Genomic DNA, 21280 nt, shown 5'->3' with positions numbered 1-21280 from the left:
TGCAGTATCTTTTGCTTTTGTTTCCCACCATTTGTGGTTAATGTCGAAAAACGTCAAAAATGCGGTAACAGCTAGGGTTCATAACTGCATGAGCAAGATAATTCATAAATGGAAGCAAATTTCTCTGATTGAAGAAGACGTTATGCTTCCTACAGGACAGGCAATTACGCACACCACAATCCATCATCCGGGCGCTGCAGTGATTCTCCCTATTACAGCGGAGGGTGAGATTGTCCTTGTCCACCAATTTCGGCCTTCACTTAATAAATGGCTATTGGAACTTCCTGCTGGTACCAGGGAAGGCAACGAAGAGCCACTCTGCTGCGCCAAAAGAGAGTTAGAGGAAGAAACTGGGTTTAGTGCAGAGAAATTCACGTCTCTCGGCCAAGTCACCCCTCTTGCCGGATTTTGTGATGAGATACAGTATCTATTTGTTGCCGAAAAGCTCAACAAAACAAACCGTTACGAGTGCGATGAAGACGAAGTGATTGAGGTCGTCACCTTGTCAATCAAGCAACTCGAAGAAAAGATTGTCGATGGCACGATCACCGATGCCAAAACGATCGCTTGCTTAAGCAAAGCGCGCCTTTGCGGATATATTTAGGACTTTGACCAAGGAGACATTCATGGATTTTCGATCAGATACCGTTACACAGCCCACCCAAGCCATGCGAGAAGCCATGTTTAAGGCCCCCGTTGGGGATGATGTTTATGGTGATGACCCTACGGTCAATGAGCTTGAAAAATTTGCTGCGCAGCTTGCTGGTTTCGAAGCAGCTTTGTTTACCACTTCAGGCACTCAAGCCAATCTGCTCGGTTTAATGGCGCATTGCGAGCGGGGAGATGAATATCTATGTGGGCAACAAGCACATAACTACAAATACGAAGCTGGTGGCGCGGCGGTTTTGGGATCAATTCAACCTCAACCAGTCGAAAATAACCCAGATGGCACGCTACCATTTGATAAACTGGCTGCTGCGATTAAACCAGATGATTGTCACTTTGCTCGCACTAAGCTTCTCAGCTTAGAAAACACAATTAATGGTAAAGTACTACCTCTGTCTTACTTAGCAGAAGCACGTGACTTCGTGAATAAACATAACTTGCAGATGCATCTAGATGGCGCTCGCGTTTTTAACGCAGCCGTTGCACTTGATGTTCCGGTAAAAGAGATCGGTCAGTACTTTGATTCAATGACGATCTGTCTGTCGAAAGGTCTGGCTGCCCCTGTTGGCTCGCTACTGCTTGGTAGCAAAGACTACATCGCAAAAGCACGTCGCTTAAGAAAGATGGTCGGCGGTGGTATGCGTCAATCGGGTATTCTTGCCGCAGCAGGCAAACTTGCCCTTACCGAACAAGTGGAACAGCTAAAACAAGATCACATCAACGCAAAAACCTTAGCGGAAGGTTTAGCAGAACTGCCTGGTTTTTCAGTCAACCCTGAATTTGTTCAAACGAACATCGTGTTCGCGAAGCTTGATCCTCAAGTGGACATAGTAAGTATCGCAGCGAAACTAAAGGAACAAAACATCACGATAACCCCTGGAAATCCAATTCGTTTTGTAACTCATAAAGATATTTCAGCGAAAGACATCGACACTTTCTTATCAAGTATAAAATCTCTACTTTAATTTGATTTTGATCATTGAGCTTCCCCTAAGGGGAAGCTTTATTGTATCGGCATGATTTTTAGCGAATAGATAACCTCCATGCTCAGATTTGTACTTCTAATCTCTTTTATTTTCTCTTCCGCTATCCATGCCGAGCCGTTTGGTGATGCTGATAAAGGTAAAATCAAATCACCTAGCTGTGTCTATTGTCACGGTGTTACAGGCATCGCAACGAACAACACCTATCCAAGCCTTGCTGGTCAAAATACTCAGTACCTTTACAATGCCATGAAATCTTACCAAGCCGGTGAGCGTAAAGGGCCACTTGCAGAAATGATGGCAGCACAGTTAAAAATGTTAAATGATGAAGACCTTCGTGATGTCGCTGCTTTTTATGCAGAACAGAAGGAAATCAAGTGATTAGATCACTTGTAGATGCACTATGAAAGCTCGTGAATCATCCAAACTCAACGCATATTGAAACATTAACCCAACATTTGGCCACAAAACAATCAAATTAACTTCACTTCAAATATTTGATGAATTTATAGTTCAACATAAGCATTAATATTGACTTTTTATTCTATTTTATCGATATTTCATGCTTTATTGAATTTGACGTGAAGTAAGTTATGTCTCACACACATGCGCAACCAGCAGACTCGGTTGCTACCCCTAAGTCGTGGCAGATGCCAGATACCCTCATTTTGATCTTCATTGTTGGTATTCTTGCTGCGATTCTTACCTACTTAATTCCTGCTGGTCATTTTGATAGCCAACAGGTGACCTACATGGTCGACGGTGCAGAAAAAACTCGCACAGTTATCGATCCTTCTTCTTTCTCTTATGCAACCGACGAAAACGGTGAATTGGTTTACAACAAGGTTGGCCTGTTTGCTTCTGGTGGTGGCATTGGTTTGATGAACTTCCCTTTCGAAGGGCTAGTTTCTGGCTCTAAATGGGGCAGCGCAATCGGCGTGATTATGTTCATGTTGGTTATAGGCGGTGCTTTCGGCGTTGTAATGCGCACAGGCACAATCGATAACGGTATCCTGCGCCTTATCGATAAGACCAAAGGTAACGAAGCACTATTCATTCCAGTGCTATTTTTGCTGTTCTCGCTAGGCGGTGCGGTATTTGGTATGGGTGAAGAAGCCGTAGCATTTGCGATTATTATCGCGCCGCTTATGGTTCGCCTTGGTTATGATGGTATCACTACGGTGATGGTTACCTATGTTGCGACTCAAATTGGCTTCGCTACTTCTTGGATGAACCCTTTTTCCGTCGCTATTGCGCAAGGCATTGCGGGTGTACCTGTTTTATCCGGCATGACAGCGCGCATGGGGTTATGGGCTGGCTTTACGTTAATCGGTATCGCTTTCACAATGATCTACGCCGCTCGTGTGAAGTCAAATCCTACACTTTCTTACAGCCATCGCACAGACCAGTATTTCCGTCAGCAAGAGCTTGGCAATCAAGATTCTCGTTGGAACCTAGGTGACACACTCGTTATCCTTACGGTTATTGCGACCACGGTGTGGGTCGTTTGGGGCGTGGTCGCTAACGCATGGTACATCCCAGAAATCGCTTCTCAATTTTTCACTATGGGCTTTGTTGTCGCGATCATCGGTACGATTTTCCGCCTGAACGGTATGACGCTGAACTGCGCAGCTGATGCATTTAAAGAAGGTGCAGCTATTATGCTTGCACCTGCCCTATTAGTGGGTTGTGCAAAAGGTGTATTGTTGATCCTTGGTGGTGGTACAACTGATGAAGCGAGTGTACTGAACTCAATTCTAAACAGTGCTGGCGGCGTGATTAGCGGGCTTCCTGACGTGGCTGCGGCATGGTTAATGTATGTATTCCAATCTATCTTCAACTTCTTCGTCACTTCGGGCTCTGGACAAGCGGCACTAACGATGCCTCTACTGGCCCCTCTGGCAGACATTGCAGGCGTTACACGCCAAGTGGCAGTTTTATCATTCCAACTTGGCGATGGCTTTACTAACGTTATCGTCCCTACTTCGGCATCTCTCATGGCAACGCTTGGTGTCTGCCGTATCGACTGGGGTGACTGGGCAAAATTCTGCTGGCGATTTATTCTATTACTCTTTACCCTATCAAGTATCGTCGTTATCGCAGCTCATATTATGGGTTTTGCGTAAAACGAAACCAATTGGTAATTAAGGCGAGACATGTTCTCGCCTTATTAACATTCATGGTATGACGACGCTAAGGTTTTAGATTAGCTTATGGTTTTGGAGTGGTAACTTTAATGGCAACACAATTTCTCGATGACGTGATTCAGGGTCATCAAGTGATTCAATCTCTCAATGTAGCAGACCTAAATTCGGGCGAGCATAAGTTTTGGTTTCGCATCGCAACGAATGCTCTCTCTCAGTGGCAACACCTACCTGTGCTAGTGTTCAAAGGTGAAAAACCTGGCAAGAAGATCATGATTACCGCAGGGGTTCATGGTGATGAGTACAATGGTGTGTTAGCAGCGCAGAAAACTGCTCGAGAGCTCATCGGCACTGAAGTCGCTGGTACTGTCACTATTGTTCCAACCATTAACATGCCAGGTATGCTAAACCACAGCCGCGATTTCTATTCCGCAGACCCTGATGCGTCTCCTGCAAACTTAAACCGCTTTTTTCCTGGTGACCAAAACGGCAATGAGGCCCAACGTTACTTATATGCATTGTGGAATGATTTGCTCAAGCCAAATGCTGATTTAGCCATTGACCTTCACACTCAAACCAGTGGTGCGGCCTATCCACTTTACGTGTTTGCAGATTTCCGAATCGAGCAATCATTAGAAATGGCTCGCCTCATTAATCCTGATGCGATTTTAAATGATCCTGGAGATGCTGGCGTCCTTGAAACGGTCTGGAATAACCATGGTGTCCCAAGTATTACTGTTGAAGTAGGTATGGGGCGATATACCGAGCAAGAACTTATCAGTCGAACTGTAACAGGCATTTTTAATGTGCTGAAAGAGCATAACATTGTTGAAGGTGATGTGGACACTATTACGTCATGCTTGGAAGGAAACGAAATCATCAGTGTGAAAGCGACACACGGCGGCTTTGTACTGCCTCATGTTAGTTTGATGGATTTTGTCGAGCAAGGTCAACTTCTTGCGATTCAATACGACAGCTTTGGCGCTGAGATTAAACGCTACACCGCCCCAACAAGCGGCACAGTACTGAGCCACAATGTTGAATCTATTCGAGCACCAGGTTCCCTGATCGTTCGTTTGATTAAGTAAACCATAACCGTTTGTTGATAGATCAACCTTTCGACGCTCACTCAAATTTATATAAGCCCCATCACGAGTAATCACAAATGATGGGGCTATATCCATTTTGACCACATTAAGTTACGCGGTAACAAATTACTGTTAAGCGAAATGACAAACTGAGCTCTTAATTAGGAAGCTTCCCCTCTGTCCGCTTTTTCAGCCACGCTGATGAACTTAAAGCTGTCTTTGTTTCTCTTGTTCAACAAAAATGAGCTCGTCTATAGCGAAACCTTTCTCTTTAGCTACGTACTTAAAGCGCTCCACTACTTTCTCATCAACGTTAGGCGTTCTAGACAGTAGCCACAAATAGTCGTGGTTGTAACCGGAAACAAACGCATAGTCATAGTTTTCACCTAGCTCAAAAACAATGTAAGAAGAGTATATTGGCCCAAAAAAGGAAACCTTTAAGTGTCCAACCGTTTTATCTTCAACAAAATAAGCTTTGCCTTCAGCTTCTGACCACTGTCGCTCTTCTTCGGAATATCCACGGTTTATCACCTTAACCCCACCATCCTCGCGAACCTGATACTCAGCGGTAACGTTGGATAAGCCTCGCTCAAATGAATGGTCTAGGCGTGCAATTTCGTACCACTTACCTAGATATGGCTCTAAATCGAAATTATTCACGGGTTCCACCCCATCCGGCTTCGAGGTACAACCAAATAAAGTTGCAAGTGACAAAAGTAAAAATATTTTTATCGATTTCATACAACACCTAAATTTTAATTAGTGATTGATTTTACTCTAGAAGATAACAAATCGATCACTAAGCCGCACCATAGCCCTAATAGGGACACATCACAATTCTTCATCATCAATAGCGCGCTGAACACCGAAACCTCGTCATCTCAGCAAATCGTTAACAAGATTGCTCTATTTTTGACTTACAAGCTGACCATGCTTGTATATTTTGTCAGCATTTAACCCTATGCATATAGAAACTTTGCACAACATAGACATTCGTAGGCATATCACCCTCCTATAATACGTTGCGTTATAGACAGAGGTTATTGTTATGAAATTAAAAACAGTGTCAGTTTGTGCACTTTTGGTGTTACTTGCAGGTTGTCAGCAGGAAAAGCCGAGCGAAACGACACAATTAACGACCTCGGCAGATGTATGTAATGCACAAGGAAACATGCCAGGTGGGTGGAATGAGTTTAACGCGACCCCTGATGCACAAAAGGCAATGGCCTTTGTTTTAAAGAAAATGGACACAATAGCGTCGTTTAAACAAATACTGAATGTTCACGCGCAAATCGTTAGTGGCGTCAACTATGCTATTGAGTTTGAATTGGATGATGGCTCTGTTTGGAACACGATTGTTTATCGCAACCTCGATGGCGAATATGCGATTACCCAATCGCCAAAAGAAGGCCACTTTTGCGAACAGTAGCGACTTAGTCAGAAAGCCCCAACATTAGGGGCTTTTTGATCTAACAGTAGTCACTGAATTAGACAGCGAAGCGACATTGAGATTTAATCGACACCGTTGAACCAAGTCTTGATGGTTCTACATCAATCCTCTGCGCCATTTGTTCTTTCAACTCAGAAACGTGAGAAATAACACCGATCATGCGCCCAGTCTGTTGCAGGTCCACTAGCGTTTGAATAGCAAGATCTAAAGACTCTGGGTCTAAACTACCGAAGCCCTCATCGATAAATAAAGTGTCTAAACGAATACCGCCACTATAGGATTGCACAACATCCGACAAACCAAGTGCCAGAGCAAGCGCTGCCATAAATGATTCACCGCCGGAAAGTGTCGCAACATCACGCGTTTTTCCTGTGTAGCCATCTTCAACCATTAAATCTAAGCCGCGACCCGCAGCACCTTTGAAGCCCTCTGTTTTTCGAGCAAGAATATAGCGCCCTTTACTCATAAGGCTTAAACGTTGAGAGGCCTGAATCAGCACATCATCCAACAGTACACCAAGAACAAAGCGATGTAGGCTAACCCTGCTGCCTGTTTTACCACTAGCAACGTCGTACAACGTACCAAAGACTTTGTATTCTTCTTCTAACTTACTATTTTTCTCATGCAACACGGCAATATCTTTACGAACCTTTTCAAGACGTTCAAATATTGAGCGTGTGGTATCAAGTTGATTCCTTACTTCAATATATTGCGCCTGCAGAGTGGTTAACCTGTCGTTAAACGACTCTAAATTAGGCCTTTCAAGATCTTTCAATGCATGATTTAAATCATGTAGTGTTTGCTCAAGCTTGGTTTGTGCCTGTTTGAAGCTGTCTATTTCTTGCTGCCAGGCTTGAAGTTCATCATCTCCCACTCGACTACTTAGATAATGGCTTTCATCCTCAAATTTACTCGCCTGTAGTGCCTCATTCCACGCTAATTCTGCTTGGCTAAGTTTTTGCTCTGACTCAGATAACCACTGCTTGTTCGTCGCTAAGTGACTTTCCGCATTTGATTTCTCCAATATCGCTTGCTGCAAAGCGGTTTGCGCCTTTTCTAAGCCTGTGTTCAAACTCAGAATTTGCTCTTTTGTCAGCAAAATTTCACGTTCAAGCAAGTCAGCGGAACTGTATTTTGGGTCAATAGAAGCTTGTAATTGAGCCAATTGTTCTTGGTTCGCTTTAACGGTTGATTCATTTGCCGCCATTTTATTCTGCAGCTCATGAATTTTATTTTCACCCACGACGCAGCGTTGATTAAGCTGTTCAACGTTCTTTTCTAGCTTTTCAATATCAATAGCTTGTAGACGTAGGAGTTGAGCATTAAGCGCTTGCAAATCATTTTGAACCGTCGAGATCTCAGATGTAGCATACTCACCCAACTCCTCTTTCAACTGGTTACACTGATTCTGATACTGACTAATGACAACGTTATGTTGTTCTAGCTGATTGCTTAGTTGGTTCAACAAGGTTTGAGCTTCTCGCTCTTTAGCTCTAGCCGCCTGAACTTGCTCTTTTGTAACGGCTTCTTCAACAAACGTTGCGGGGTTAGGATGCGTTTCGCTACCACACACCGGGCATGCTTCACCTGCTTTTAGTCGCTGCGCTAATACTGCCGCTTGAGCGTTGTGCCACTTAAGCTCTATCGTATCAGCGTCTTGTTGACACTGCATATAGCGCTGACTGGCTTCGTGTAGTGACTGCTGCTTGCCTACAGTTAGCGCATTGAGTTTAGAGAGCTCTAAAGTAAGATCATGCAGCTTTTGTAGATCCTGTAACAGCCGTTGTTTTTGTTTTATTTCCGCATCGATGCTGCCAATAAGCGCAACATCAACTCGTGCTTTCTCTAGCTCCTTCTGTCCCTGCTGGGCCTGTAACGTTAACTTATCTTTTAGTTCTATGTACTGTTTTAACGTTGCTTCAAATTGTTGTTTTTGTTGATAACCCGCCGTTATTTTACTTTCCAAATTGTCTTTCTCGACCAACTTGTTTTTCATACTTTCAAGCTGATACTGCAGTTGCGTTAACTGCGGGACCTTTGCCGCTGCCTCTTTTGCACTTTGCTGCAAGTTTTCTTGTTCTCTCGCAACGACATTAGCTTTTTCGAGACTCTCTTCCAAAGCTACGATTTTTTGCCTAAGCTCTTGCGTTTGAGCTTTTGCATTTTGTAATGAGATGTAGGGCAACTCTATCTTATTGGCATTTTTAGCGTTTTCTAATTGCTGTTGACGAGCTTTTATCGAATCTGCGTGTTCTAGATGCAGCTTGAGTGCGCTTTCTGCTTGCTCTCGTTTCGAAAACTCTCCATTCAAGGTTTCCGCTTTTTGCAATTCAGATTTAGCAGTATTGAGCTTATCTAACGCTGCTTGCTCATTCTTTTTATCAGACTCTAATTGCTTAGTTACTTGTTCCAGTTGTTGTAATAGTTCTTGTTCAGAACTCGCTTCTGCAACTTGTAAAGCACCTCGAATTTGATTATCAAATTCGCCTTTCGCTTTACTAATTGCACTCGCTTTATCTTTGAGCGCGTACTCAATTTTTTTATATATGTCAGTTTGAAAGAGCTGGCCAAAAATTTCTTCACGCTCTTTAGAGCTAGCAAGCAACAGTTCTCGGAATTTTCCTTGAGGCAACACCATAACTTGACGAAATTGAGTTTCATTCAAGCCAATAATATTGCTAACTTCAGTTTTAACCTGAGTCGTCTTGCTGGTGATAAGCGTTTCAGTCTCACCGAGTTCATAAAGAGCCGCAGTGTGCTTTTTAATCGTCATCCCTTCACCACGGGCCTTGGGCGCTTCCTGCTCAGGGGATCGAACAACTCGGTATTGTTTGCCGTGTAACGAAAATTCGAGAACTACTTCGGTTGGTAAGTCTTGCGCGGATAAGTCACACCGCATCTGAATACCTTGTCGCTCATTACCTGTGGTTTCACCATAAAGGGCGAAGCAAATGGCATCTAAGATCGACGTTTTACCGGAACCTGTAGGACCATTAATCAAAAATAGAGGGTTACTGCCAAGCTTCTCAAAATGAATGATTTCAGTTTTTGCAAACGGACCAAAGGCTTGCATGGTTAGTTTAATTGGTTTCATCTTTGGTCCCTATTGCTGTGATAATTGCTTAATAATGTCAGTAACAGCTTGCTCTTGCTCTTTAGACAACTGGCTATCTTGCGCCTCAATAAAAAAATCTCGGAACATATCAATTTCGCTTCGCGCCAACTTTGCTTGCGCCATTTCCTGCTCTACCCCAATTAACATGCCAGGTTTCTCAAGGTGTAAAACGTTTGGATACACTGAACGAAGTTTTTCCATTGGGTTTAAAATCGCATGTTTATCCATCAAACGAACTAACAAATAATCTTCATTCTTGGGGTCTGTTTTCCCTTGCTCAATAACTTTATCCAGCTCGCCCTCTACAATACGCATTTCATGAGGAGCCGTAAGATCAATATGCTTTGCAGAAACGAATCCTTTCTTGTCCAGTTCAACTAACGTGAAACCTTTTCTCTGGTTCTGTTCACCAAAGCTATACTTCATGAGAGAGCCAGAGTAACGGATATGCTCTGCGCCTTTCTTTTGAGGCTGATGCAAATGACCAAGTGCGACGTAGTCAAAATCTAAGAAGTGTTCATGACTCACGCGATCAGAACCACCAATAGATAATGGTCGTTCAGAGTCTGACTCGATAGCCCCATCAACAAAACAGTGACTCACGAGCACGCGCTTTTGCTTAGAGATAAAGCGCTCTTTAATTTGCTCAACAAGCAATTGATGAGCCTCATCATGAGTGGATACCGAGGCTTTGTAGGCAAACCTGACCTGTTCAGGGTCGTTATAAGGCATACCATAAAACGCGACCTCGTCCGCAGAGTCCGTTTTTATGATGATGGGAGTGAGCATCTCTTCAAAGTTGCTAACAATATGGAGACCTGCATTTTTCATTTGCTCTGAGCCGAAACCTAACCTTTCTGCACCATCATGGTTGCCAGATATCAATATCATTGGTGTTTCTAACTCGGTACAAATGCGTTTCACGACTCGATTTAACAGTTCTATTGCAACCGTTGGTGGCACCGAACGGTCATAGATATCTCCCGCCACTACAACTGCATCGACGGGGTTGCGTTCAATATAGTTAATCAGTTGTTCGAGTACTGCTTGTTGATCTTCGAGTAGTGATACGTTGTGGAATTGTCGACCAAGATGCCAATCTGAGGTGTGGATAAACTTCATTCGAATTCACTTTCCGCCAATTCTATGAGTAGGCTTGCTTCTGTCAGAGTCCATGTACCGTTTATAAAAAGGAATGCGTCACGGGTGGGATCTCGAACAAGCCAAAACTCAAGTTATTTTATTTCGGTAAGGATATCTTGAGTCGAACAGCTTTTCATGTGGTTTGTGTTCTATGGCTGGCTATTTAATCAGAAAGCGAGAAGAACACTGTAAAAACGCGGTGAGCAAAGCTATTTTGAAAAGCAAGCTGCGCCTAGTCATTGTCCAAACATCATTAAAGGGCCAGTTTCGAGTCAATCCCCCATAACATTTGCATCACTAAAACCTCAGCTACTACTAGAAGGAAAAGCAATAGCCAGACCTATTCACTACGCCAATTGTATATTACTCCTACCGCATAGCCATCTGACTCGATGTCCGCTTGCAACACGTGAAAGTCTGGGCAGGGGCTGCTTCTTTGAAGCTCATCAATCACTAACGCTTTTAAAACGCCGCCACATGCACCCAATCCGCCAAGTTTGATATCAACAAATTGATACTGAGTTTGATCGGTCACCCACGGAGACAAGAATTGCATTGAGTTTAACCATTGCGGTTCTTCCTTACTAACGGATAAATACAATTGACTGAGTGGATGTTCACAACTTACTCCTAATTGCTTAAACACCTTGTCCACGGCGATGCGTTGTTGTTTGGCATCTAAATCAATTCGAACAACATCAGGCACAAGACCTGAATGTCGAAAAAAACACTTGGTTAAAATGATAGAGCTTTGAGGTTTGACATGCCCTTCTACATCACTCGTAACCTCTATAGCCAGTATCCAAGTCGCTTGCGTTTCATTAACTTCACGATTTATCCGATTTAGTGCCATCAAAAATGCAGCTTGGCCATAAGGATAAAAGTAAATTTCAGTATTGACAGTTTGGCCAACGAAAATAGAAAGCTCGCTTATCAATGCTTTAAGCAAACTTTTGTCCACCGAAGATGGTAAAAGAACACAGAGATTCCCCTTGATATCAGCTTGCTCAAGACTCTCGCGCTCAGAGCGCACGAGGCTTAATATATGCTCATCTATTGATTGAGCAAAGTCAGGGGGTCGGATTTCCTCGGACAATCTAAAAGAATCATCAGCTATCTCGCGAACGGTGTGTGAACGGCCATTAAAGGATAGAAGATGCGTTTGAAATGCGAGTGGCATCTAGCCTCCGATTAAAACCGTAGGCATACCAGATAGAATTTTGCCACCATGAGACGTTGAATCGCCGACTCTCGCGGCTGGTTTACCGTTGATTGTTACGCTAGAAGAACCTGCTGAGATACTATCCGGAGGACCGATACAAATAAGCTTGTCGCCTTGTCTTGCCGCAGGTATCCCGCCAATCGTTACGTTTGGTGAACCAACAACGACGGGACCACCGACATGCGGTATCTTTCCTGTTTTTTTAGGGCAAAGATGAAAGCTGCCCAAAATTGCGGCTGGTTTACCCACTTTAAATCACCTTAGTTCAATGAAATTTGCCCAGCTTTAAGAGCAATAGCTGAGCCGTTGATGGATATTTTATTACCTTTGATATTGATTTCTCCAGAGCTAGACATCTGAATAGAAGCACCACCTACTTTGATCTCGACGCTCTTTCCTGCATTAAAAGACAGTACTTCACCCGTTTCATTCGAAAAGTTTTTACCTACTTTCAAGCTCGCGTTCTGACCAACCTCTTGATTAACATCATTGGTCACTTTTTCGGTTTTACTGTTTTCAACGGCGATATCAACACAGTCTTCAACTAGCATTTGGAACAGTTTTTCAGCATGAAGATAAATGTGCTCTTCACCAGGCTTATCATCGAAGCGCAACTCATTAAAATTGGATGTACCTTTTTGTACAGAGCGTGATTTATAACCACTCTGAGAACTTTGCTCTGGTAAAGCGTAAGGAAGGAGTTGACTACCGTTATATAGTGACCCCGTAACGATTGGTTGATCAGGGTCTCCGTTAACAAACTCGACGATGACCTCTTGTCCGACTCTAGGGTGAAACACCGACCCCCATCCGTTACCTGCAATATTTTGCGCAACACGAATCCAACATGAACTATTTACATCGTATTTACCAACACGGTCCCAGTGAAACTGAACTTTGATACGGCCATGTTTGTCTATGTAAATTTCACCATCTTTGTTCCCCGTAACTACTGCGGTTTGCAAACCTTTCATCTGAGGTTTCGGGTAGTTAACTGAAGGACGCAGGATTGTCTTTGAGTCAACACAACTAAACGAGACTTTGACACCTTGCGCACCGGTCCCACCTTGACCAGTCTGGTTATAAACAGCAGCAGACAAAAAAACAGAAGACAGTACATATTCTTTGCCGACTCGAGATTTATCTTCATGCTTTTTAAACTTGAAGCACTTGCCCACACTGAATGTTCTGCACGTAGCCTCGCCACGACACAAATATGCATTTTGCTGTAGTGCTTCTATTGCATGCGTGTTTCTCAGTGCGTATTGATCATTGCTCTCCATTTCACCCATGTATTCAAAATACTCGCTTCCAGGTACTGTAAAAAAATCACTTTCACCCTTTGCAGTATTTTTAGGATTCGAAGAAGGCTTGAGCATGTTATAGCCTGACTTTTGACTCGCTTTAGTAGTCAGAATTTGCGTTTCATGCCAAGAAGAAATGTGGCTAGATTTCGCCGTACCTGTATCAAAATCGACTAAAAACTCAGTACCCGGCTTATAAAAACTGATGTCATCAAAAATATTGAGCGTATGGGCAGACTTAGTATGTGTAAAACAAAATGATAGCCCCTCCTCCGATAACAGACGTCGAACAAATTCAAGATCTGATTCCTCATATTGTACTTTGTATGTGTATTTAGGATAGGACTTGGTTAACTCAAAACTAAAGGCAACACTATGCTCCGATAGTACTTCAGAGATAATTTCCTTTATATCTTTATGCTGAAATATTCTGCAATTTTTTCGATATTCAGCGAAACGTAATTTAGGCTCTATTAATAATTCTATGTTTTTATAATTTTCGCCTTTATGTGTATTAGAAACCCTTTTCCCTTCTAATCTTGCAGCAGAAACATAACCATGCATATAACGAGGATTTGAAGAAACATCCTCATTATTTTCAAGGGTAATGGTAACTTCCTTACCAATAATTTCGTTTAACTCACTTCGTTGATCATTAAAGTAAGCTTTAGCACGCAATGAAAAAAGTTCTGAGATCTCTTCTCTATACTCAAACGAGTTTAGTATGATGGCATCTTTACCGAATGGGGAAGAAATTCGGATGAAATTGTTATCTTGAGTTGCTCTTTTCATTAAATACTTCTTTCAAAAAAATGCGGAGGAATACTCCCCCGCATGAAAATTACATTTGTTGACCTTTAACACCGCTGTAGCCGTATACCAATGGAGCAGAAGTGTTGTTCTTATCGTCAGTAGGAGTCACTGTCATCATCATTTCTGTGTAAGAAATTGTGATAGTTTCAACTGGACGATCGTCTTGGATAGAAACTGAGTAGTTAGAAATCATCGCATCAGTCAGTTCGATCTTCATGATCTCTTCAACCTTCTCACCCTGCTTAGTAATATGGAAAACCGCTGGTTTACCTTTACCAATCGTCGCTTCTTTAAATAAGTCAGGAGAAGAACGGTCTTGAAGTTTAGTGATAGTCAAATCATATAGACGAGTAGCGCTCGCTTCACGGTCCATCGCTGTACCAGTGTATGATGAGATCTCACGACCTACACTCCAATCTACAGATAGTAGTGTAATCAAATCTTTGTATTGCTCGGCTGTTGCCTCACCCTTAATATCTGCGTATTTAAGATACGTATTAGACTGCATGCTAATCTCCTATAGCATTATTAATTGACATATATCGTAGTAATTTAATTATCTGACGTTTGGTGATAATTAGTGATTAATGTATCAAAAACTTCATTTTAAATACGCCCTGTTATATCTTTAAATAAGATTTAATTTAAGCGTTTTTTATAAAAAATAATAGTTAATATGAACCAACTCCCAATTATTATTGAGAGTGTAAAGGATGTTAAACTATTGAGACATCAAGTCCACTAGTTGTACCTTTAACAATAATTTCATCAAACGTCTTATCATTAAGAATTGCATGCAATATTTCATGAGAAATCTTCGGAAGCAATGTATTTTCTATGGTTGTTTGTACCACACGCGCACCACTGCCAGACTCATTGCTATTGTCTACAATATCATTAATTAGTTCCTCATCAAAAAACAGGTCAGCGTTATAGTGCTTACGAATACGAGTCGTAATTTTATCCAACTTTAATTTTGTTATTTCTATCAATAATTTTCTTGATAGAGGAAAATAAGGTAATACGTTCACACGCCCTAAAAATGCAGGTTTAAAGTCGACCAACAAATCATCGCGTAAAGCATCTTTTAGTGCTGACGGCTCAGGAGATAAATCAGGATCAGAATACAAAGACATCGTCGTTTCGGTCCCTGTGTTCGCGGTCATAATAATAATAGTGTTTTTAAAGTCTATATCTCGACCTTCACCGTCTTTAATTGAGCCTTTATCAAACACCTGATAAAAAATATCTTGAACACCAGGGTGCGCTTTTTCCATTTCATCGAGGAGAATTACACTATAAGGTTTACGTCTAACAGCTTCAGTCAGTACACCTCCTTCTCCATAACCGACATAACCAGGAGGAGAACCTAATAGCAATGAGACTTTATGCTCTTCCTTAAATTCCGACATATTGATAGTCGTGACATTTTCTTCACTACCATAGACTTTCTCTGCAATCGCCAAAGCCGATTCGGTTTTACCCACTCCGCTTGGTCCGGTTAGGAGAAATACACCATTTGGTCGTGTCTCATCCGTGAGCTGCGCACTCGCGGTTTTTATCACTTCAGACATGAGCTCTAAAGCGTGATCCTGCCCGACAACTCGCTTACACAAACTTTCTTTCAAACCCAATACTGCTTGGATTTCATCATCCTGAAGTTTACCTAGCGGTATACCGGTCCAATCCGAAATAACTTCTGCGATTAGCGCTTCATTTACATGCGAAAAAACTAAGGGCTGTGAGTTAGCGGAAAGGTTATTTTCAAGCTCTTGTAACTTGTCTCTAGCAGTTTCAGAACCCTCCTGGATTATTTGGGTTCTAAGTGACTTAGCTTCATTTACCCATTCTTTTTCTTTTTCCCAAAGTACTTCTAATTCAATAATGTCATTAGATAGCGCATCAATCTCTTTTCGGACACCTTGCAGCTGCACATCAAGAGATGCTCCTAGCCGACTCTCTTGGCTAAGATGCTCATACTCAGCTTGCTTTGCTTTAAGTTTGTTTCTTTTCGCATCTAGGCCTCCCGGTGTAGATGACTGACTTAACGCAACTCGAGAACAGGCCGTATCCAAAACAGAAACCGCTTTATCTGGCAGTTGACGACCATTAATGTATCGAGCTGACAGTTGGACCGCTGCATTGAGAGCTTGGTTAGTGATATGAACATCGTGGTGTTGTGCCATTACATCAAGTAAGCCTCGTAACATTTCGATCGCGAGTTCAGGGGCAGGCTCATCAACCTTTACGACTTGAAAACGCCTAGTTAAAGCTGCATCTTTTTCAAAATACTTTTTATACTCTGCCCACGTTGTTGCTGCGATCGTTCTGAGTTCACCTCTCGCTAATGCTGGCTTCAGAATATTCGCCGCATCACCTTGGCCCGCTTGCCCACCACCGCCAATTAGGCCATGAGCTTCATCAATGAACAATATAATAGGCTGTGGAGCGTCGTTTACTTCCTTCACAAGGTTCTTAAGCCTGTTTTCAAACTCACCTTTCATGCCTGCGCCGGCTTGCAGTAACGCCAAATCCAGAGACTTAATTGCCACATTTTGCAGAGCGGGAGGTACATCGCCATCAATGATCTTTTGCGCCAAACCTTCAACAACGGCTGTTTTTCCAACACCAGCTTCTCCCGTAAGAATCGGGTTGTTTTGTCGGCGTCTTAATAAAATATCGATCATTAGGCGAATTTCATTATCTCTACCAATCACCGGATCTATTTTACCTTCCCTAGCTTGCTCAGTAAGGTCTGTTGTAAATTGATTCAAGGCGGAATTCGCGTTTGACTGCGCTAAGTCATTCGATCTTGATTGAGGCGCATTACTTTCTTTAAAGTTCAATAAGCGAGATGGTTCTATCTTGTTTAGTTCAGGACTAATCGAACCAGCCATGTTGACTAACGTATCATCAGACAAGTAGGCAAATAAAAGATGGATGCACCCCAACTGTTCTTGATTGAATTCAATGGTTGCAGACAACAAGGCATTTTGCATAACAGTCACCGTATGAGCTGATAGCCCAGGCACCGACTGGCATCCTGTTTTGTATTTTTCTAATGCCTTTTGAATATCGGTTTCAACCTTGATTTTATCGACATCAAATTCGTCAAAAACTTCAGAGTAAATATCGTCAGGATGGCGGATAATCATCATTAACCAGTGAGACATTTCAATACTGTGATGAGTTCGGGAGCTTGCCATCGCAGCTGCCTGTTCAAGTGTTTCCTTAGCCTGAGGAGACAATCTTTCGACCAACGCTGAAAGTGAGAGTGAAGCCATTACATTTCCTTTAAATAGTAATTGTTATAGTTCGATCTTTTGTACGTTCGTGTTTTTTAAGCACAGAACCAATACCTAACTGCCCCTGCTGTTTCGATAAACAAGCTTGTGGTAGCAAACTATGTTTGGTGGTGAGCTGCCACTTCAGTTGTTTATGTTTTCCAATCAACTCATAAGCAGCGTTCTTAATGATTGCTATATTGGGTTGGTTAGGAAGCAATTTACTAACTAGCTGTTTATCTTTTGGCAGAAATTCTATTGTTGTCCCCGCGTTGATATTCCATGCTTTCGAACCCAAAGAAGCTCCTACACCAAGTTGAGCAAACTGCCCTTCAGGCATAGTTCGGGATGCAAGGCGTGTTTGCTCTTCTTTCGTAAGGTGTAACCATTGTCCTTGAAATTCATGAACTTTTACTTGGCATCCAGATAAACATTCAAGAATACTTTTCAGTCCACCTTTACTTCTCACTGGTGAAGCAAACACACCACCATAGTGCCGGGACAGTGAACTCCCTTTCCCAGTTAATGCCGATTTACAGCTTTCTAACGGCGAACGCGCGCCCTGCGCATGCGCACGAGACTGAACAGTCAGCTGACTCAGTTGCCAACATCGATAATAAAGAGATAATAAGCGATGATTGAAAATATCGTAGAAGTCCACCATAGCCGTATCGCCTTCTTTTTGGCGATGTAAAGCTAATTCACTATAGTGCTGGGGAAGCACACCTTGCTCACCCGTTAGGCCTATTAAATTGGTCTCAATCTCTAACTTGCTGTCATCTATATTTTTCAGTTCACAAAGCTGAGCATTTTCAAAACCTAATGATGGATTAACCTTTAAGTTTAGCTTTTCATGCTTCGGTAACGCATCTGTTCCTATTTGCGCCTCTGCTTGCAGAACTTCGTGTTCAATAAGATGAATCGCTTCAAACAATGGATGTTGCTTTAATTCTCGATAAAATTGTTCCGCGCTCATAGCAACACCTTATCGCCAGTTAATGCGGGCCATAGGTGGAAAGACTTTCCCGTGGACTTAATTCTTATTTCTAACTGCGTAAAAATGTTAATTTCAGCATATTGCGAGAAGTAAACAGATAAAACACTACCTAAGAGAAAGATCTGCTCTTTAGGTAAAATTTGATCAGAAACCGTCAAAATAATTTTTATACCGTGCGCAAATCCAACTTTGCCTTTCTGACTAATTCTTCCTGTAGTAGGCTCAAACTCTAACTTAGTTAAAGCATCGATTACCGCTTTCGTTTCTGCTGTCCCAGAAAATGCATAGAGATTAAGGGTCTGCTTCAAAGTTGCTAAACCATCTTCCTCGGTAAAATGGTTTAAAGTTAAAAGCTTAGTTAACTGCCATCGTGTGCTTTCATCCATTTCTGGCCGAATAGTTTCTGATAAAGAAACTAAACAACGAACAGATTCGAAATTGTCATTTACCTCCGGTAAAGATACTTGCGGCAGCCCACCTCCAAATGGAAGTTTCTGCGCTAAGTTGCGGTTACAGCACTCAGCTTCCACGTACATTAACCAGTTTTCCCGGCTATCCGGGCTGAACAATTGATGTTTTTTATCAACAAAAGAAATGTAAGTTTCTCTACCTGGCTCATCATACCCACCAGCCCAGTTCTTATCCTCACGTCTCATCAACCAATAAATCTCACTAGTGTTCGTATAATGCGTGTGCTCACCAGCGTGATAACATGGCAAATTGTGGTACGTTTTGTTCCAGTTTCTCAACGTTACGTCAGAAATTGAGACAACCTCATTACTTTCAGCTTCTTGGTATTGCGGAGACAAGTGGTAATCGTATTCAGTTGGTAGAATACGCTTAGGCTCCATAATACTTTTAAATAAGTTGATCACAGGCACACAGCCTACCATTAAGCTTTCTTCGTCCACTTGCTTTGGAAGCCAGTCATCGTTGGTATCAAAGTAAAAATACAGTTCGACTTGCTCTCTAAGATCTAGCTCTGATAATCCAAGTTCGGTGATATCAAAGAACATAAACTTCTCAGGAAAGTGCAAATACTCAACAAGTAATCTTGCTCCTGAAAAGCTTCTTTTACTGTATGGCACAACTTTCTCATCTTCTGAAAATCCCACTTCAGAAAGATGTCTTTTGGTTAAAGGACGAACTTCTTTGCCATCCACAACAACAGATAAACCAATTAGGTTTTGAAACAGCATTTGGTAGAGCTTAAAAGTCAATTGAGATTGACCGTTTAAATAGAAGCGCAGCCGTTCTACCCCCATTTCACCAAGAGGAGTCTCTTCATCTTGAGCCGTGAGCTGTACTTTCAAAACTGAATGAGCATTGCTTTCCCATCGTGAGCCAACTGGCTTGAAAGGCGCATTTTTAAAAACGCCATAGGTCACATCAACAGGATACATTCTGACCGGATAACAAGTTCTAAACTCGCACTCATGATATCCAGGAGCACCGATAACAACTCGCTCGCCTTCTTCTACATCAAAATAAGAGGAAGTGGAGTTAGAACAGCTCATTTTAATGACTGACATTGACGGGATTGGGGCGTGAAAATCCGGATATAACTGTCCCATCAAAGACTCTGTAAACTGAGGGTAACTATTGTCTAAGCTTTGTCTAATCCTTGCTGTTAGAAATGCGCAGCCTTCTAACAATCTTTCTACGTGTGGATCGTCAACCTGTTCCTCACTAATACGAAGTCTCGCAGCAATCTTAGGATACTGCTCCCCAAACTCTTGCCCTTTATGACGCAAATAAGCTAACTCGCGATTATAGTACTTGAGAAACTCTTCACTCATTTTGCTCTACTCAGTTTCATACCTAAATTTACCGGCTCTACTTCAGAATTGAATCGCACTTCATGAATACTGTTATCAATTAAGCAAGTGGCATTTATCTGTAACCTCAATACCCTATCAATAGCGTTTTTCTCGTCCGAAATCTGGACATGAGGGTTCCTTAACCTCGGCTCAAACTCTTTAATTGCATCATGAACGATGTCGCAAAGCTGATTCTGCCCTTCTTGGCTGCTATAGGGCATTGAGGAAAAATCTGGCAGCCCATAATTCAATATTGAATAACGAACCTCTAGAAGATCATCAGGAATGTTTTTCCATCCAATACGACTATTCAGCATCGACTCTAGATCTCTAAGTAAGCTGCTCAACATCTGTTGCTGGCTTGCAGGGAAGTCTTTCTCATCTCGAGTGAGAGGATCACTATCTATCAATTTGTCGAGCAGAGAAACGGTTAACGACATGATATTTCTACGCTATTTGTTTCTGTTCTAATAATGTAGTCAAATCACAGATTGGAAGCGCTGAGTCACCGACTAACCAACATTTTTGACCCAAGCCAACAAAAGATTCTTGCTTACCAATCTGCTTCCAATCCGTTTCTCGACCTAACTTTTGCGCATCGGTCTCTGAGTCAACATATGTCAACGGCATATGGCCTTCGCCTTCACCAAGTCCATCGATATCAAACTCGACAGGTCGCCAAATACTCTCTAACAAAGAAGTAGGTGCTTTAACTTCTAGCGTATGGATGCTCGATACGGGTACAAGAAAATAGTTACCTGCTGTAGAAAACAGTTCAATGTAACCACCTAAACGATCATCAATATCTCTAGCATCTTCGTAGTTTGTGCCGTTTACGTTAAACCCTTTAATAGTACGATGCTCTTCAATGCGATGCGATAGACGTGACGCTTCTTCGTACTCTTGATTTCCGAGAGCAAGATTAAATCGAACAAGCTCTTTAGTTAATTCCTCATCACCTAATACTTTGGCACTAGCCGCACCATTGATAAAATCCTTTCTAGCTTGAGCTGCTTTCACTAAATGTCGTAGCTGACTTGCACCAGGCAGATACTCAGGAAACAATTTAATCGATTGCATGAGCTGAGCGTCCGCACGCTCGAAGTCCCCATCAATGCAAAGAAGCTCAATGAAGGAACTTCTCAAGCTCGCATCTTTAGGGGTTGCTTTAATTTCATCAATTAATTGCTCTAGAGCGTGTTGCAATAGGCCTTGGGACAAAGCATTTTTCCATTGAGTCATTGTTATTTC

At 42.2% G+C, this 21280-nt stretch carries 18 protein-coding genes; 6 read left to right on the top strand and 12 right to left on the bottom strand.

Going from position 1 to position 21280, the window contains the following annotated elements; genetic code table 11:
• Nucleotides 1–88 precede the first annotated feature (88 nt).
• From R8N47_RS12740 to R8N47_RS12720, 5 genes are all read left to right on the top strand, one after another.
• Nucleotides 89–604, top strand: a complete 516-nt coding sequence (locus tag R8N47_RS12740; protein ID WP_017820203.1) for an NUDIX hydrolase — start codon at nucleotides 89–91, stop codon at nucleotides 602–604.
• Nucleotides 605–626: 22 nt separating this feature from the next.
• Nucleotides 627–1631, top strand: coding sequence for a low-specificity L-threonine aldolase (gene ltaE, locus R8N47_RS12735; protein WP_054578964.1), 1005 nt, complete (start codon nucleotides 627–629; stop codon nucleotides 1629–1631).
• A gap of 78 nt (nucleotides 1632–1709) precedes the next feature.
• Nucleotides 1710–2030, top strand: coding sequence for a c-type cytochrome (locus tag R8N47_RS12730; RefSeq protein WP_033907021.1), 321 nt, complete (start codon nucleotides 1710–1712; stop codon nucleotides 2028–2030).
• Nucleotides 2031–2242: 212 nt separating this feature from the next.
• Nucleotides 2243–3775: a putative basic amino acid antiporter YfcC gene (gene yfcC, locus R8N47_RS12725; RefSeq protein WP_081107488.1), complete on the top strand. Its 1533-nt coding sequence runs from the start codon at nucleotides 2243–2245 to the stop codon at nucleotides 3773–3775.
• 110 nt (nucleotides 3776–3885) lie between these two features.
• On the top strand, nucleotides 3886–4881 hold the full coding sequence (locus R8N47_RS12720) for a succinylglutamate desuccinylase/aspartoacylase family protein (protein WP_033907020.1): 996 nt from the start codon (nucleotides 3886–3888) through the stop codon (nucleotides 4879–4881).
• Between the two features lie 207 nt (nucleotides 4882–5088).
• Here R8N47_RS12720 and R8N47_RS12715 read toward each other — a convergent pair whose 3' ends face one another.
• Entirely contained in the window at nucleotides 5089–5622 is a 534-nt protein-coding gene (locus R8N47_RS12715) for a lipocalin family protein (protein WP_017820207.1), read from the bottom strand.
• A gap of 307 nt (nucleotides 5623–5929) precedes the next feature.
• Between R8N47_RS12715 and R8N47_RS12710 the strand changes: the two genes are divergently transcribed.
• Nucleotides 5930–6310, top strand: a complete 381-nt coding sequence (locus R8N47_RS12710; RefSeq protein WP_005387498.1) for a cystatin domain-containing protein — start codon at nucleotides 5930–5932, stop codon at nucleotides 6308–6310.
• 58 nt (nucleotides 6311–6368) lie between these two features.
• Here the strand turns inward: R8N47_RS12710 and R8N47_RS12705 are convergent, their stop codons facing one another.
• The 11 genes from R8N47_RS12705 to R8N47_RS12655 all read right to left on the bottom strand — a co-directional run bounded on the left by R8N47_RS12705 (nucleotide 6369) and on the right by R8N47_RS12655 (nucleotide 21271).
• Nucleotides 6369–9425, bottom strand: a complete 3057-nt coding sequence (locus R8N47_RS12705) for an AAA family ATPase (protein ID WP_047101029.1) — start codon at nucleotides 9423–9425, stop codon at nucleotides 6369–6371.
• Nucleotides 9426–9434: 9 nt separating this feature from the next.
• On the bottom strand, nucleotides 9435–10568 hold the full coding sequence (locus tag R8N47_RS12700; RefSeq protein ID WP_005375971.1) for an exonuclease SbcCD subunit D: 1134 nt from the start codon (nucleotides 10566–10568) through the stop codon (nucleotides 9435–9437).
• 361 nt (nucleotides 10569–10929) lie between these two features.
• Nucleotides 10930–11769, bottom strand: a complete 840-nt coding sequence (locus R8N47_RS12695; protein WP_064354823.1) for a hypothetical protein — start codon at nucleotides 11767–11769, stop codon at nucleotides 10930–10932.
• Entirely contained in the window at nucleotides 11770–12060 is a 291-nt protein-coding gene (locus tag R8N47_RS12690; protein ID WP_005375969.1) for a PAAR domain-containing protein, read from the bottom strand.
• An 11-nt stretch (nucleotides 12061–12071) separates the two neighbouring features.
• Nucleotides 12072–13907 (bottom strand): type VI secretion system tip protein TssI/VgrG, encoded by a 1836-nt coding sequence (tssI, locus tag R8N47_RS12685; protein WP_047101024.1) that lies wholly within the window; start codon nucleotides 13905–13907, stop codon nucleotides 12072–12074.
• 49 nt (nucleotides 13908–13956) lie between these two features.
• Nucleotides 13957–14436: an Hcp family type VI secretion system effector gene (locus tag R8N47_RS12680; protein WP_005375967.1), complete on the bottom strand. Its 480-nt coding sequence runs from the start codon at nucleotides 14434–14436 to the stop codon at nucleotides 13957–13959.
• Nucleotides 14437–14644: 208 nt separating this feature from the next.
• Nucleotides 14645–17212: a type VI secretion system ATPase TssH gene (gene tssH, locus R8N47_RS12675; RefSeq protein ID WP_318070243.1), complete on the bottom strand. Its 2568-nt coding sequence runs from the start codon at nucleotides 17210–17212 to the stop codon at nucleotides 14645–14647.
• Nucleotides 17213–17222: 10 nt separating this feature from the next.
• Complete coding sequence (gene tssG, locus R8N47_RS12670; protein ID WP_047100996.1) at nucleotides 17223–18188, bottom strand: type VI secretion system baseplate subunit TssG; 966 nt, start codon at nucleotides 18186–18188, stop codon at nucleotides 17223–17225.
• Complete coding sequence (tssF, locus tag R8N47_RS12665; protein ID WP_064354824.1) at nucleotides 18185–20008, bottom strand: type VI secretion system baseplate subunit TssF; 1824 nt, start codon at nucleotides 20006–20008, stop codon at nucleotides 18185–18187. Before tssF ends, tssG begins: the two co-directional genes overlap by 4 nt.
• On the bottom strand, nucleotides 20005–20469 hold the full coding sequence (gene tssE / locus R8N47_RS12660) for a type VI secretion system baseplate subunit TssE (RefSeq protein ID WP_017635621.1): 465 nt from the start codon (nucleotides 20467–20469) through the stop codon (nucleotides 20005–20007). The genes tssF and tssE overlap by 4 nt, the downstream gene beginning before the upstream one ends.
• Before the next feature lie 7 nt (nucleotides 20470–20476).
• The gene (locus tag R8N47_RS12655; protein WP_064354825.1) at nucleotides 20477–21271 is read right to left on the bottom strand and encodes a type VI secretion system accessory protein TagJ; all 795 of its coding nucleotides are present in this window, start codon (nucleotides 21269–21271) and stop codon (nucleotides 20477–20479) included.
• Nucleotides 21272–21280 lie beyond the last annotated feature (9 nt).

The organism is Vibrio sp. 2132-1 (assembly GCF_033344315.1).
Note: the sequence above shows the minus strand (reverse complement) of the source record. Positions and strands in the feature narration are given on the sequence as shown.

Excerpts from the sequence above, each read along its gene's own strand:
- R8N47_RS12705 (WP_047101029.1), bottom strand. The coding sequence starts at position 9,425 with ATGAAACCAATTAAACTAACCATGCAAGCCTTTGGTCCGTTTGCAAAA.
- R8N47_RS12720 (WP_033907020.1), top strand. The coding sequence starts at position 3,886 with ATGGCAACACAATTTCTCGATGACGTGATTCAGGGTCATCAAGTGATT.
- R8N47_RS12655 (WP_064354825.1), bottom strand. The coding sequence starts at position 21,271 with ATGACTCAATGGAAAAATGCTTTGTCCCAAGGCCTATTGCAACACGCT.
- ltaE (WP_054578964.1), top strand. The coding sequence starts at position 627 with ATGGATTTTCGATCAGATACCGTTACACAGCCCACCCAAGCCATGCGA.
- tssF (WP_064354824.1), bottom strand. The coding sequence starts at position 20,008 with ATGAGTGAAGAGTTTCTCAAGTACTATAATCGCGAGTTAGCTTATTTG.
- R8N47_RS12730 (WP_033907021.1), top strand. The coding sequence starts at position 1,710 with ATGCTCAGATTTGTACTTCTAATCTCTTTTATTTTCTCTTCCGCTATC.
- R8N47_RS12715 (WP_017820207.1), bottom strand. The coding sequence starts at position 5,622 with ATGAAATCGATAAAAATATTTTTACTTTTGTCACTTGCAACTTTATTT.
- tssI (WP_047101024.1), bottom strand. The coding sequence starts at position 13,907 with ATGAAAAGAGCAACTCAAGATAACAATTTCATCCGAATTTCTTCCCCA.
- yfcC (WP_081107488.1), top strand. The coding sequence starts at position 2,243 with ATGTCTCACACACATGCGCAACCAGCAGACTCGGTTGCTACCCCTAAG.
- tssE (WP_017635621.1), bottom strand. The coding sequence starts at position 20,469 with ATGTCGTTAACCGTTTCTCTGCTCGACAAATTGATAGATAGTGATCCT.
- R8N47_RS12740 (WP_017820203.1), top strand. The coding sequence starts at position 89 with ATGAGCAAGATAATTCATAAATGGAAGCAAATTTCTCTGATTGAAGAA.
- tssH (WP_318070243.1), bottom strand. The coding sequence starts at position 17,212 with ATGGCTTCACTCTCACTTTCAGCGTTGGTCGAAAGATTGTCTCCTCAG.
- tssG (WP_047100996.1), bottom strand. The coding sequence starts at position 18,188 with ATGAGCGCGGAACAATTTTATCGAGAATTAAAGCAACATCCATTGTTT.
- R8N47_RS12680 (WP_005375967.1), bottom strand. The coding sequence starts at position 14,436 with ATGCAGTCTAATACGTATCTTAAATACGCAGATATTAAGGGTGAGGCA.
- R8N47_RS12700 (WP_005375971.1), bottom strand. The coding sequence starts at position 10,568 with ATGAAGTTTATCCACACCTCAGATTGGCATCTTGGTCGACAATTCCAC.
- R8N47_RS12695 (WP_064354823.1), bottom strand. The coding sequence starts at position 11,769 with ATGCCACTCGCATTTCAAACGCATCTTCTATCCTTTAATGGCCGTTCA.
- R8N47_RS12710 (WP_005387498.1), top strand. The coding sequence starts at position 5,930 with ATGAAATTAAAAACAGTGTCAGTTTGTGCACTTTTGGTGTTACTTGCA.